A 12,733-nucleotide genomic window follows, 5' to 3' on the forward strand; every position below is an offset into this window, starting at 1 on the left:
TCAACGTGCTCGCGTGACGGTTGGAAGAATGGTGGTTCCGGTGGTCGAGAATCCCGCATCCCACTCGGCCGCCGATGTGCGCCGCGAGAGCGCGCCGCCGGCGCTCAGGGCACGGGCACTCGCGTTCTACCTTCCGCAGTTCTTCCCGATACCCGAGAACGACGAGTGGTGGGGTCCCGGCTTCACCGAATGGACCAACACCGCACGGGCACGGCGCCTCTATCCTGGGCACCTCCAGCCCACCCTCCCCGCCGACCTCGGCTTCTACGACCTGCGCGTTCCCGAGACGCGGCAGGCGCAGAGCGATCTCGCCCGAGAGTACGGGGTCGAGGCGTTCGTCTACTGGCACTACTGGTTCGGCGGTGGCGAGCGCATCCTCGAACGGCCGTTCCGCGAAGTGCTCGAGCTCGGAGCACCCGAGATCGGCTTCTGCCTCGCATGGGCCAACCAGTCGTGGACCGGAATCTGGCACGCCGCCGCCGACAAGGTGCTCAGGCAGCAGACCTATCCGGGCGACGACGATGACCGGCGCCACTTCGAGGCGATCCTCCCGGCGTTCCGCGACGAACGGTACTTCCGGGTCCACGGGCGCCCGTTGTTCTACGTCTTCCGGCCCGAGGAGCTGCCCGATGCGGCTGCATTCGTCGATCGTTGGCAGGCCATGGCACGGAAGGCCGGACTGGAGGGCCTGTACCTCGTCGCGGAGTCGAGCGACCTGCTCGGCGCGGGTGCGCGATACACGGATGCCGCGGCGGACGGGTTCGACGCGAGCGTGTACATGCGGCTGCCCGCGCAGGTGACACCGGCCTCCCGTTTCCGCATGCGCGCGATCCGCAAGGTCATGGGCGGACCCGAGATCTGGCCTTATTCCGACTCCGTGGTCTCCACCTATCCCCGCGACCCCCACGTGCAACCGTGCGTCTACCCCAACTGGGACAACACGCCCCGCGCCGGCCGGCGCGGCCTCGTGGTGCAGGGGGCCACCCCGGCACGGTTCCAGCGCGCCGTCGAGCAGGCGGTCGACCTGCTGGCCGACCGACCCGCCGAGGAACGCCTGCTCTGGATCAAGTCGTGGAACGAGTGGGCCGAGGGCAATCACCTCGAGCCCGACCTCCGCGACGGGCATGCGTGGCTCCGCGCGCTCCGGACCGGCCTGTCGTGACCGCCGCCCCGCAGCATCCGCCCGCGGCATCCGATCGACCATTGCGGATCGCGATGATCTCGTACTACCTCCCGAGCGAGAGCAAGATCGGCGTCGGGTACCAGGTGCATGCGCTCGCCAACGAGCTCGTCCGCCGCGGACACGCCGTCGACGTGTTCAGTCCCTGCGCGCCGGTCGACGGCGCGCAGTACGGTCACGTCCACCTCCCGATGTCGGGCGGGCTCAAGACGTTCCGCTTCGCGTTCGTCATGCGCAGACAGGACCTGTCGTCGTACGACGTGCTCCATGCGCACGGTGAGGACTACTGGATGTGGCGCAGGCGGGTTCCGATGCACGTTCGCACGCTGCACGGGTCCTGCTTCGAAGAGGCGCGGTACGTGAAGGGCGTCAAGGAGAAGGCACGGATGCTGCTGCTGGGCCTCACCGAGGTGCTCGCGAGCCTCGTGGCCGACCGGACCGTGCTCATCTCGCCCGGGACCCGTCGGTGGACGCCATGGGTCCGCACCGTCATCCCGAACGGCGTGGATCCGGCGCTCTTCGGGCGGACTGCACCGAAGGCCGAACGGCCCACCGTGCTGTTCGTCGGCACGTGGGGCGGTCGGAAGCGGGGTGCCGCGCTCGCCGAGGCGTTCGCCCGCGACGTCACTCCGCGTGTGCCCGATGCCGAGCTCCGCATGGTCACGCAGGACGCGCCGGCGAACCTCCCGTCCGGCGTCACGGCCCTCGGGCGGCTCAGCGACGAGGAGCTCGCCCACGAGTACGGCCGTTCCTGGGTGTTCTGCCTCCCCTCGACGTACGAGGGGTTCGGCATCCCGTACGCCGAGGCCATGACCGCCGGACTTCCGGTCGTTGCGACACCGAACCTCGGCGCCAGGTACGTGACGGAGGAGGGCCGTGCGGGGGTCCTGACGGACCTGCAGGATCTCGGAAACGTGGTCGCGGACCTCCTCTCAGAACCGGAACGTCGGGAGCGAGTCGCGCGCAGCAGTCGCGAGCGTGCGAGGTCGTTCGACCTCGGGGTCGTCGCATCGGCCTACGAGCGGGTCTACCGCAGCAGGAGGCGTCGTGACCGCTGACCAACGACGTCGCCGCGTCCTCTGGCTCAGCAACGAGACGCCCGACGTCGCAGGACAGGGAGGCCAGCGGCGCCAGTACTTCCAGATCAGGGAACTGAGCCGCGCCGGAGTCGCGGTGGACGCGATCACCCTCGCGGGTCCCCAGGACGACGCGTCGCTCCGGGCGATCGCCGACGTGCGTCGCGTCCGCCGCCACCGGAGGTTCGGCATCCCGGATCCCGTCGGGCGATCGATCATCGCCCGCGCAGTGCGCGACACAGGGTACGACGGGATCGTGATCGCCCACCTCGATTCGTGGGCCATGGTCGAGCGACCGATGGCATCCGCCGGTGCTCGAGTCCTGGTCGACCTGCACAACGTGCTCAGTGCGTGGTCCGAGCGAGAGGGCGATCACGCCGGGGCCGTCGCGTTCGAGAGGATCGAGCGGACCGTGCTCGGTCGCGTCGACGCGGTCGCCGTCTGTTCCGCGGCCGAGGGACGCCGGCTCGGTGCCGGCGGCGCCGCACGCCGGATCGTGCTGCCGCACGGGATCGATACCGCGGAATGGCCCGAGCCCGGTACCCCGATGGGGACGCCCGCCGTGGGCGCCATCGGCAACTGGGACTGGGAGCCGAACCGGCACGGCATCGAGTGGTTCGTCCGTACGGTGTGGCCGATCGTCGTCGCTCGAGTTCCGCACGCCGAATTCGTCGTCGCGGGCGCCGGCCTGCGGGCGGCCCTGGCCGACGCACCCGGCGTGCGATACCTGGGCCGGATCGAGCACCGCGAGGATCTCATCGCTCGGGTCGACGCGATCGCCGTCCCGGTGCTCGACGGCGTCGGCGCTCCGGTCAAGTACGGAGAGGCGCTGGCCAGCGGGCGCGCTGTCCTCGCCACGCCCGATGGGGCGAGCGCCCATCCCGACGCGCCCGCGTTCGTCTCATCCGATCCCGCCGCATGGGCGGAGGCCATCGTGGCCTGGTTCTCGGATCGTGCCGCCGCAGCGACGATCGGGGCGGAATCGAGGCGTTATGCGCTGGCCGAGCTGACCTGGGGCCGAACCACCCGGCCGCTCGTCGCGTGGGTGCGCGACGCCTCGGGAGAATCGCGAGCCTAGAGAACCCGGGGCTCGGAGTCGCCGGGCGCGTCGACACGGTACGTGAAGTCCGTGAGGACGGTGCCGTTGGAGTACGCGTCCTCGGGGACGGCGCCGGGATAGGGCAGCTCGGGCAGCACGTCGAACGCCTGCGCACCCTGCCATGCGTCGAGGATGCCGGCGCGGCAGACGAACACGTCGACCGTGTAGCGACCCGGCCGCAGCCAGAGGCCGCTCACGGTGAGGGTCATGCGCTGCGGTTCGGTCGGGTCGAACCAGACGCCGTGCACGCGGGAGTCGCACTGGGCGATGACGGCGCCGTTCGCATCGTTGATGTGCGCGGAGACGTAGTACGGCAGGGTCGAATCGGCACTCGTCGACCCGACGTCGATCTCGATCACCTTGTCGTCAGCTGCGTGATACGCGCGCTCCATCCGCACATCGGTCGCGCGCAGCTCACCCGATCCGGGCCTGCGGGCGGCCACTCGCTGGGCGGAGGCGAACTCCTCGAAGGTCGCGCGGTACCGCATCAGGGCGCCATCGACGGACCCGTGGTAATCGAGCCGGCCCGCGTCGAGGAAGAGCGCGCTCGTGCACAGCGACGTGACCGTCTGCATCTGGTGGCTCACGTAGAGCACGGTGCGGCCGCTGCGCGCGGCATCCCGCATCTTCGCGAGCGACTTCCGCTGGAACTCCGCGTCGCCGACGGAGAGCACCTCGTCGATCGCGAGCATCTCGGTGTCGAGGTGCGCAGCCACCGCGAACGCGAGTCGGACGTACATCCCCGAGGAGTACCGCTTGACCGGGGTGTCGAGGAAGCGTTCGACGCCCGCGAAGTCCACGATCTCGTCGAAGCGCTGCCTGATGCCGCGCTTGCGCATGCCGAGGAGCGTGCCGTTCAGGTAGATGTTCTCGCGGCCGGTGAGCTCGGGATGGAATCCGGTGCCGACCTCGAGCAGGCTGCCGATGCGCCCGTTCAGCTCGATGCGGCCGGACGTGGGAGCGGTGATTCGCGTGAGGAGCTTGAGCAGCGTCGACTTCCCGGCGCCGTTGCGGCCGATGATGCCGACCGCTTCGCCACGAGGGATCTCGAAGTCCAGCTGGTCGAGCGCCTCGAAGTATTCGTATTCGGCGCGCCGGAACGGATGCCGGAGCCGCTGCGCGATCGCCTCCGTGGCCCGGTTGCTGCGGTGCTGGTGACTGATGCGATAGGTCTTGGAGAGACCGGAGACCGAGATCGCCATGGCGTTCGACATGAGCCCCCGTCCCTCCGGCGTCATTCCGGCCTGCGACCGGGCGTGAAGCCTACGCTAACATCCCGAATTCCTACCCCCCGAAAGCGGGGGTCGTCGGTGCTGGAAGAGATTTGCACGGAACTAGAGTTGGCCCGGGAAACCCGATAATGTGCCGTGAGAGAGTTTCACTCTCTCCCAAGAAACCCGAAAACGTGTCCAGCAGCCTCAGCCCAGGAGGAATCACTATGACCGACCTCGAAGAGCAGAAGCCGGGCGTCAGCCGACGCACGGTCGCCAAGGCGATGGCGTGGTCGGTTCCCGCTGTCGCCCTCGCCGTCCCGGCGCCGGCCTATGCCGCCAGTCCGAGGTGCGTGCCCACGATCTCATTCGAGGGCTGTCGTTGCCCCGGGCAGTCGACCGAGTTCGAGTTCACGTACTTCGTTCGGTTCTGCGCCGTGCTGCCCGATGGCTGCGGCTCAGGGTCCGTCACGGTCGAGAACGTCTTCGCGAACACCGGTGGCAACCCGGCGCTCGTGCCGGTCGGCTTCAACTTCCCGGTCGTCGTGCCCGCCGGTGGGTGCACCGACACCGTCTACGAGCTCGGCTCCACGAACAGCAGCGTGAATGTGCTGGTGCAGGTCCAGGGCTTCGCGGACCTCGTGGATGCCAAGATGCCGGTGCAGCAGTGCCCCGAATGCGAGGGCGAGGCGACCCCGTAAGAAGCGGCTCCCGCACTCGACGTATCGACGAGAACCCCGGTCCGATGACCGGGGTTCTCGTCGTTTCTGCAGGTGGTCCGATCAGATCAGGTCGGCGAACGACCGCTCGTGGCGCTGGAACACCGTGGCGCCCAGCAGGAACACGCCGAGGCTCACCACCACCGCGCCGACGATCTGCCATGTGGGCGGCAGCGCCTCGCCGAGGAGCGAGTACCGGAAGAGCTCCATGAGCCACGAGAGCGGATTCGCGGCGAACAGGGGAAGCAGGTCGGCGGGCACCGCGTCGAGGGAGTAGGCGACCGGCGTCGCGAACAGCGCGAACTGCAGCACCCACGGCAGGACGTACGCGATGTCCCGGTACCGCACCATCCATGCCGATGCGGCGAGCCCGAGCCCGAGTGCCAGCAGCACGAACAGCAGCACCCAGACCGGGAGCAGCAGCACGCCCCATCCCGGGTTCACGCCGTAGACCACGAGCAGCACGATGCCCAGCGCCAAGCCCACGGCGAAGTCGAGCAGCGCCGACATGGCGGTCGAGATCGGCACCAGCATGCGCGGGAAGAAGACCTTCGCCACCAGTGCCTGGTTGGCGACGAGCGAGGGCGCGGCGCGCCCCACCACACTGCTGAAGAGCGTCCACGCGAGCATGCTGATGAAGGAGAACAGGAAGTACGGCACGCCGCCCGTGGGCAGGTTCGCAACGCTGCCGAACACGAGCGAGAAGATGCCGGCTGCCGCGAGCGGCTGGATGAGCACCCACGCGACACCGATGGCGGTCTGGCGGTACCGCAGCACGATGTCGCGCTGGCCGAACCGCAGCGCGACCTCGCGAGCCTCCCACAGCTCGCTCCAGCGCGGCAGGGGCAGCCGGCCCGGTGGGGTGATGACGGTCGTTCGCATGTGTGTCCGTTCGAGATGGCGAACGACGCAGCCCGCCTGAGATGGAATGCTACCCGTCGGCGAGGGAATCGAGCACGTCGTGCATGCGCGCCACGCGCTCGCTCCAGTCGGGCACGGTGAGATCGGCGCCGTGCGGGAATCGTGTCGGGGCGGGCACCGCGGCAGCGACCGCGTGGGTGAAGGCCCCACCGTCGGCGACCGTGATCCGAGGATCGGCCGCATCGCGGAATCCTGCGACGGACGTCGAGACGACCGGGCGGCCGACCGCTTGGTACTCGTAGAGCTTGAGCGGATCGAGGCTCTCGGTGAAGGCGGTGACGACGTGGGGAACGACGAGCACGTCGGCATGCTGCAGGTACGCGATCACGGCGTCTCGTGGCCGTGCGCCGAGGAATCGGACGCCGGCCTGCTCCAATCGTGCGGTCTCGTCGTCGGCGAGCAGGTTCGGGCCCACGAAGGTCAACGTGCTCGTCGACCCGAGCGCCCGCGCCGTGGCCTCGACGAGGGGGACGTCGAGCCGGTCGGCATGCACGGTGCCCAGGTAGAGCGCGACGGCGCCGATGGGCAGGTCGGCGGGCCGTGGCATGGGGCGGCGGTAGGCGGCGACATCCACCGCATTCGGGATCAGCGTGATCGGACGCGTGGCGCCCTTGCGCCTCGCCAGCTCATCGGAGCAGACCACCACCTCACGGGCCGTACGCAGCAGGTACGCCTCGTTGTCGGCGATGCGCGCGAGCTCGGCCGGGGCGCGGTCGGCGGCGAGCCAGTCGTCGGTGATGTCGTAGAGCGTCGGCCACGCCGAGCGCCGCGCGAGCGTCGCGGCGCCCGGGTCGTTGATCCACAGCAGCGGGGTGTCCATCCCGAGCTTCGTGACGGCCCGCATCACCGTGCGCGCGAGACGTTCGTCGGCGCGCGCGTCGAGCCGACGCGGGAGCCACTTCACCGCTCGCATCGTCCACAGCCGCCCACCGGCGGAGTCCGCGACCTTCGCGGGACCATGCCCGAAGCCCGGGGCCCGCCGCCGGCTGAGGTCGTGCAGCGGGTCGGCCGGCGGCTCGACGAACAGCACCCGCAGGTCGGGGTCGGCCACGAGCAGGCCGGCGACGAGGTGCTGGTTGCGGCGCCACACATCATCCCAGGCCTCGAGCGACATCACCACGAGATCGGTCACAGCACGCTCCGGTACACCGCGTCGGTGCCCTGGACCTGGGCGCGGAGCGAGAACTCGCGCCGCTGGCGTGCCTGTTCCGCCGCACCGAGGGCATCGCGCCCGACGGCGTCGTCGGCAAGCGAGCGCAGGGCGGCTGCGGCATCCGTCACGTCATCGGGCCGGAACATCGCTCGCGGGTCGAGTTCCTCGAGCATCTCGAGATGCCCTCCGCCCGCCGCCGCCACGACGGGGAGTCCGCCGGCCATCGCCTCGAGCACGCTCAACCCGAAGTGCTCGAACGGACACGACGCGAGCAGGATGCCGGCTCGGGCCGCGACGTCGGGGAGGTCGGCGCGGAAGCCGAGGAATCGCACCGCGCGCTCGAGGCCGAGCTCCGCGACGAGCGCGCGCAGCGTGGCGAGTTCCGAGCCGGTGCCGGCGATCTCGAGGGTCCAGTCATCCGATGCCAGACCGGATGCCGCGAACGCGCGGATGCCGACGTGCGTGTGCTTCTCGGGCTCCAGTCGCTGCGCCATGAGCACCGTGCGTGCTCGGGGCCGACCGTCTCCGAGGGGCCGTTCCTCGACACCCGGATGCACGATCGTACTGGGTCCGTCGATGGATGACGCGACGAGCTCGCTGATCGCCAGTTGCGCGTCGATGCGACGACGGACGAGGGCGCCGACCGGCACCGGTCCCACGCGGCCGCGCGGCTTGGCGAAGTGCCGCGTGGCGACGACGGCGGGCTGACGCCGACCACGACCGGCCAGGCCCGCCACCGTGCCCACCTCGGCCGCGGTCATGTGCGTGTTCACCACGTCGACGTCGCCGGCCCGTCGCCGGACCGCTCGTGCCACCTCGAGCGTGCGCGCCGCCGGCGTGTGCTCGATTCCGGCCGCATCGAGGCTCGGGCGCATCCGCACCGTCGCCCCACCGATGACGGCGACCCGATGGCCGTCCGCGGCCTGCGCGCGCGCCAGCCTGAGCACGAACTGCTCGACGCCGGCGAACCCGTCGGACCTGATGGCGTGCAGGATGCGGAGGGGCTCGGTCACCGCTCCTCCTTCTTCGCCTGCAGCTCATGGACCAGTGCCAGGTACCGGTCGGCGGTTGCTCGCCACGAATGACCGGCGGCGCGCTCGCGTGCCCGCTGCCGCCACGCGGTGAGGTCCTGTCCACTGAGCTCCCGAAGCCGCTGTCCGACCACCCCCGCGTCCTGGGGAACGATGAACCCGTTCATCCCGTCGTCGATCACGTCGGGCGCGACACCGACGGACGTCGAGACGACCGGTACCCCGCTGGCGAGGGCCTCCATGATGACCAGGCCGTAGGACTCGTACGCGCTGGGGAGCACGAACACGTCAGCCGCCTGGAGGAAGGGCACCGGGTCGGGCTGCGGGCCCAGGAAGTGGACCCTGTCGGCGACCCCGAGCCGCTCCGATTGGCCGCTCGAATGCCGGATCTGGTCGGGCGTTCCGCCGACCACGAGGAGCGAGGCGCCCGGTGCCTGCCGCAGCGCGTCGATCACGATCGGCAGGCCCTTCCGCTCGAACTCGTGTCCGATGAACACGGCCACCAGGGAGTCGTCCGAGAGCCCGATGCTCGCACGGGCCCGCGCGCGTTCGGCCTCGCTCGCCGGGCGGAATCGTTCGAGATCGACGCCGTTCGCGATCACCCGGATGGGCAGGTCCACTCGCCCGTAGGTGTCGACGAGCAGTTGCGCCTCCTGGTCGGTGAGCGCGACGATCGCGCGGTGCGTGCGCCCGCGGTAGCGGATGCGATCACGCGCGGCGGTGAAGAGATGCAGCGGGTTCCGCAGCATCCTCAGCACGTAGTGGCCGCGTGTGCGCATGGCCGCCACCAGCAGGCCATGGTTCACGTAGACGTCGCCGGCCATGACGTCGTTGTGGCAGATCGACACCGCGTCGGGTCGCTGGGCGAGGAATCGCCTGGCTCGTGCCGTGCCGACCGTGCTGAACCAGGCCACGTCGGCCGCGTGCCGGAGGCGCATCCCGATCGCCGATCGCGGGGCTCGCCGGCGCCGCCGGCCGGCTTCGACCGCGGTGAACCGCTCCACGGTGGCCCCACTCGCGATGAACTCGCGCTCCAGGGCGTAGGCGACCCCGGCGACTCCGGTCCCGGGCCCGATCACGGGCGCGATCTGGACGATCCGGGTCATCCGCTCGTTCCCCGGGCGATGCTCGGTGCGGAGCTCGCATCGCGATGGGCCTGCAACTCGACGACGAGGTCGAGGTAGCGCTGCGCGATGGCGCGCCACGAGTACGGCTCGACGCTGGCACGCGCCCGTCGCCCCCACTCGGCGAGCTCGTCGTCGGGGAGCAGTGCCAGCTGTTCGAGCCGCTCGCCCACGGCACGGGCGTCGCGGTCGACGAGGAAGCCGTTGTCGCCGTCGGCGACGACCTCCGGCGCGAAGCCCACGCGGGTCGTCACGACCGGCAGCCCGCTGGCGAGCGCCTCGAGCACGACCAGGGCGTTGGCCTCGTACGCACTCGGCAGCACGAACATGTCCGCTGCCGCGAGGAACGGGCCGAGGTCATAGCGGGGTCCGACGAAGAGGACCCTCGTGCCCACGCCGAGCGCCTGGGCGGTCGCGTTCGCCTCGGCGATGATCTCGTCGGAGCCGCCGACGATCAGGAGCAGCACCGACGGTGCATGGCGAAGCCCCTCGATGGCGAAATCCAGTCCCTTCCGGTGGAACTCGTGACCGACGAACACCGCGACCCGCTCCTCGTCGCCCAGGTGCAGCTCCGAACGGGCCTCCCGCCGCTCCTGCGGCGTGGGCGGGTGGAAGCGGTCGAGGTCCACGCCGTTGGGGATGACGACGACGGGCGGCCGCACGCGGCCGTACGAGCGCTCCAGCTCCGCGACATCCTGCCGCGACAGCGCCACCACCACCCGGTGCGAGCGCCCGCGGTACCGGAAACGGTCGCGCATGTGGATGAAGACGTGGAACGGGTTGCGGAGCATCAACCAGGCCGGATTGCCCCTCGCGCGCATCGACGCGAGGATGACGCCGTGGTCGACGTAGACGTCGCCGACGAGCAGGTCGTTGTGGCAGATCGAGATCGCCTCGGGGCGCTCCGCGAGGAAGCGGCGGGCCCGCGCCGTGCCGACCGTGCTGAGCCACACGACGCGCCAGCCGCGCGCGAACCTCCGCATGAGCCGCGACTTCGGCCACGTGCTCGTCTTGCCTCGCCGTGCGTCATCGAACGTGTACCGCTCGACGGTCGCACCCAGCGCCCGCAGCTGCCGCTCCAGGTTCCACGCGACACCGGCGACGCCGGATCCGGGCCCGATGAACGGCACGACCTGCACGATGTGCGTCATCCCCGGACCCTCGCGGGAGACGGCGCCGAGCGCGATTCACGCGTGAGCCGGGACGCCACGCGCACCGGTCCCAGCCGGTACAGCGCCGCGCGGCGGCGCGCCTCACCGCCCCGCTCGCCGCGGAGCACCAGCGAGCGGGTCATCGCGCCGAGCCACTGCCCGATGCGCGCGGTCTGCCAGCCGAGGCTTCCATAGTGCTTTCGCAGGTAGCGCTCGACCGACGCGTGGAACTGCGCCTCGCGACGCTTCGCGTCGTCGCTCGTCGCTGCTCCGACGTGGAGTGCCGTCGCCGCGGGCACCGAAGCGTGGCGCCAGCCGAGCCGGCTCGCACGGTAGGCCCAGTCGGTCTCCTCGGAGTAGAGGAAGAACCGCTCGTCGAACTCGCCCACCTGATCGATCGCCTCGGCGCGCAGCAGCAGCACCGAGCCGATGACGAAGTGCGGTGCCCGGTGGAGGCGTGCGAGCCCGGCCGCGTCGAGCCACGTCGAGAGGGGCGAGGGGAACGGCCATTCGGTCCTCGACCGGGTGCCGGTTGCGTCGACCTGGGTCGGGCCCACGCTCGCGAGGTCTCGCTCGGCGCGCAGCGCCTGCTGGAGCATCATGATGTCGCGGGTCGCGATGACCGCGTCGGGGTTGAGGAGCAGCACGTCGGCCCCGGGCACGAGGCGTTCGCGCAGGGCGACGTTCACTCCGGCGGCGAAGCCATCGTTGCGGCCGGGGTCGAGGTAGCGCACGGCGAGCTCGCCGCAGAGCTCCTCGATCTCGGGAAGCGACGAGTTGTCGACGACGGTGACGGGAAGTTCTGCGACGGGCTCGAGCGCGCGGCGGAGCAGCTCGGGTGTGCCGTACGCGACGACGACGACCTCGATCGGGGGCAGGCCTGATGAGGTGACGGATGCGGCGTGCACGACGGAGCGATACAGCTCGAGGTAGTCGTCGCCGACCGCCTCCCAGCTGCAGTCGGCGGCTCTCGCGAGCCCGCTCGAGCGAAGTTCGTCCCGGCGGGGGCCCGCAGCCTCCACGAGCCCGAGCGCGAGCGCCCCGGCATCCCCGGCGGGGACGACGATGCCCGCTCCGCCGACGACGGCGGGCAGCGCTCCGGCGTCGCTCGAGACCACGGGAACCCCCGATGCCATCGCCTCGACCGCCACCCGGCCGAACTGCTCCGTCCACGTCGGCGTCGGCAGCGAGGGCACCGCGAGCACGTCGAGCGAATGGTAGAAGTCCTCGATGTCGTCGGGGTCGATCGGTCCCATGAAGTCGACGCGATCGGCGATCTCCAGCTCGTCGGTCCGTGCGCGCAGTGCGGGCTCGGCCGGGCCGGCGCCGACGATGCGGGCGCGCAGGCGTGGGTCGCGCACGAGCGCGTCGAGGAGGATGCCGGCGCCCTTCTCCGGCACGAGCCGGCCGACGAAGCCGACGGTCACCCGTCGGGCCTCGGCGGCCGGGCGGGGCTCGGCGATCACGGGCGCCGCTGCGGCATCCGATCGGAAACGCTGCAGGTCGATGCCCAGCGGGATCACTCGAGCCCGGCCGGCGAACCCCTTCTCCTCGACGATCCGAGCGGCCTCGGCGTTGCACGCCGAGACGCCCGAAGCGGTGCGCAGCGCCAGGCGCTCGAACCAGCGGAACGGAACCGGATACCGCTTGCGCAGGTTCTGCGCGGTGTACAGCACGATCGGGGGGCGTCGGCGCCGCATCGCGCGGAGCAGGAGGATCTCGGCGGTTGCGAGCGCGAACGGCTCCTCGTGGATGTCGATGACGTCCCATCGCTCGCCGAGTGCTCGCCAGATCGGCCGGGGGTCGTACAGGAACAGGGCGGGATGGCGACCGATCGTGGCGACGCCCGTGACGGTCTCGCCAGGACGCGGCTCGACCGCGACGACCGAGCCGCCCTCGGGCCACCGGCGCGCGGACACCAACGAGACGTCGACGCCGAGTGCGGTGAGCGCTCGTTCGCGACCTCGCCACTCGTCGACCACGGCGCTGTGCGAGACCCGCAGCACGCGCACGGATGCCCCCGCTCGTAGACTTCACTGGACAACTACAAGATATCGGGTCGGGGGCG

11 protein-coding genes are annotated in these 12,733 nt (G+C 70.8%); 4 read left to right on the top strand and 7 right to left on the bottom strand.

Annotated elements, in window-relative coordinates:
* Positions 1-40 precede the first annotated feature (40 nt).
* The 3 genes from ACWEOH_RS08750 to ACWEOH_RS08760 are packed head-to-tail and all read left to right on the top strand — an operon-like array spanning position 41 to position 3,334.
* Positions 41-1,162 (top strand): glycosyltransferase WbsX family protein, encoded by a 1,122-nt coding sequence (locus tag ACWEOH_RS08750; RefSeq protein ID WP_452030066.1) that lies wholly within the window; start codon positions 41-43, stop codon positions 1,160-1,162.
* Positions 1,159-2,238 carry a glycosyltransferase family 4 protein gene (locus ACWEOH_RS08755; protein WP_452030068.1) on the top strand — a complete coding sequence of 360 codons (1,080 nt, stop codon included), beginning with the start codon at positions 1,159-1,161 and terminating at the stop codon, positions 2,236-2,238. The genes ACWEOH_RS08750 and ACWEOH_RS08755 overlap by 4 nt, the downstream gene beginning before the upstream one ends.
* Positions 2,228-3,334: a glycosyltransferase family 4 protein gene (locus ACWEOH_RS08760; protein ID WP_452030070.1), complete on the top strand. Its 1,107-nt coding sequence runs from the start codon at positions 2,228-2,230 to the stop codon at positions 3,332-3,334. The genes ACWEOH_RS08755 and ACWEOH_RS08760 overlap by 11 nt, the downstream gene beginning before the upstream one ends.
* Here the strand turns inward: ACWEOH_RS08760 and ACWEOH_RS08765 are convergent.
* Positions 3,331-4,569, bottom strand: coding sequence for an ABC transporter ATP-binding protein (locus ACWEOH_RS08765; protein WP_452030072.1), 1,239 nt, complete (start codon positions 4,567-4,569; stop codon positions 3,331-3,333). The two genes, ACWEOH_RS08760 and ACWEOH_RS08765, sit on opposite strands and share 4 nt — an antisense overlap.
* 224 nt (positions 4,570-4,793) lie before the next feature.
* Between ACWEOH_RS08765 and ACWEOH_RS08770 the strand changes: the two genes are divergently transcribed.
* Positions 4,794-5,267, top strand: coding sequence for a hypothetical protein (locus ACWEOH_RS08770; RefSeq protein WP_452030074.1), 474 nt, complete (start codon positions 4,794-4,796; stop codon positions 5,265-5,267).
* An 81-nt stretch (positions 5,268-5,348) separates the two neighbouring features.
* On the opposite strand, the gene ACWEOH_RS08775 is transcribed toward ACWEOH_RS08770, so the two are convergent.
* From ACWEOH_RS08775 to ACWEOH_RS08800, 6 genes are read right to left on the bottom strand one after another with little or no spacing between them, the layout of a single operon-like run.
* Positions 5,349-6,167 carry an ABC transporter permease gene (locus ACWEOH_RS08775; protein ID WP_452030076.1) on the bottom strand — a complete coding sequence of 273 codons (819 nt, stop codon included), beginning with the start codon at positions 6,165-6,167 and terminating at the stop codon, positions 5,349-5,351.
* Between the two features lie 49 nt (positions 6,168-6,216).
* On the bottom strand, positions 6,217-7,338 hold the full coding sequence (locus tag ACWEOH_RS08780) for a glycosyltransferase (protein WP_452030078.1): 1,122 nt from the start codon (positions 7,336-7,338) through the stop codon (positions 6,217-6,219).
* A complete protein-coding gene (locus ACWEOH_RS08785; RefSeq protein WP_452030080.1) occupies positions 7,335-8,372 on the bottom strand; it encodes a glycosyltransferase family 4 protein in 1,038 nt (345 codons plus the stop codon). Before ACWEOH_RS08785 ends, ACWEOH_RS08780 begins: the two co-directional genes overlap by 4 nt.
* Positions 8,369-9,496 (bottom strand): glycosyltransferase, encoded by a 1,128-nt coding sequence (locus ACWEOH_RS08790; RefSeq protein WP_452030082.1) that lies wholly within the window; start codon positions 9,494-9,496, stop codon positions 8,369-8,371. Before ACWEOH_RS08790 ends, ACWEOH_RS08785 begins: the two co-directional genes overlap by 4 nt.
* The gene (locus tag ACWEOH_RS08795) at positions 9,493-10,665 is read right to left on the bottom strand and encodes a glycosyltransferase family 4 protein (RefSeq protein WP_452030084.1); all 1,173 of its coding nucleotides are present in this window, start codon (positions 10,663-10,665) and stop codon (positions 9,493-9,495) included. The genes ACWEOH_RS08790 and ACWEOH_RS08795 overlap by 4 nt, the downstream gene beginning before the upstream one ends.
* The gene (locus tag ACWEOH_RS08800; RefSeq protein WP_452030086.1) at positions 10,662-12,677 is read right to left on the bottom strand and encodes a glycosyltransferase; all 2,016 of its coding nucleotides are present in this window, start codon (positions 12,675-12,677) and stop codon (positions 10,662-10,664) included. The genes ACWEOH_RS08795 and ACWEOH_RS08800 overlap by 4 nt, the downstream gene beginning before the upstream one ends.
* Positions 12,678-12,733 lie beyond the last annotated feature (56 nt).

This window comes from Agromyces sp. NPDC004153, from assembly GCF_053603635.1.

Excerpts from the sequence above, each read along its gene's own strand:
- ACWEOH_RS08795 (WP_452030084.1), bottom strand. The coding sequence starts at position 10,665 with ATGACGCACATCGTGCAGGTCGTGCCGTTCATCGGGCCCGGATCCGGC.
- ACWEOH_RS08775 (WP_452030076.1), bottom strand. The coding sequence starts at position 6,167 with ATGCGAACGACCGTCATCACCCCACCGGGCCGGCTGCCCCTGCCGCGC.
- ACWEOH_RS08770 (WP_452030074.1), top strand. The coding sequence starts at position 4,794 with ATGACCGACCTCGAAGAGCAGAAGCCGGGCGTCAGCCGACGCACGGTC.
- ACWEOH_RS08790 (WP_452030082.1), bottom strand. The coding sequence starts at position 9,496 with ATGACCCGGATCGTCCAGATCGCGCCCGTGATCGGGCCCGGGACCGGA.
- ACWEOH_RS08765 (WP_452030072.1), bottom strand. The coding sequence starts at position 4,569 with ATGTCGAACGCCATGGCGATCTCGGTCTCCGGTCTCTCCAAGACCTAT.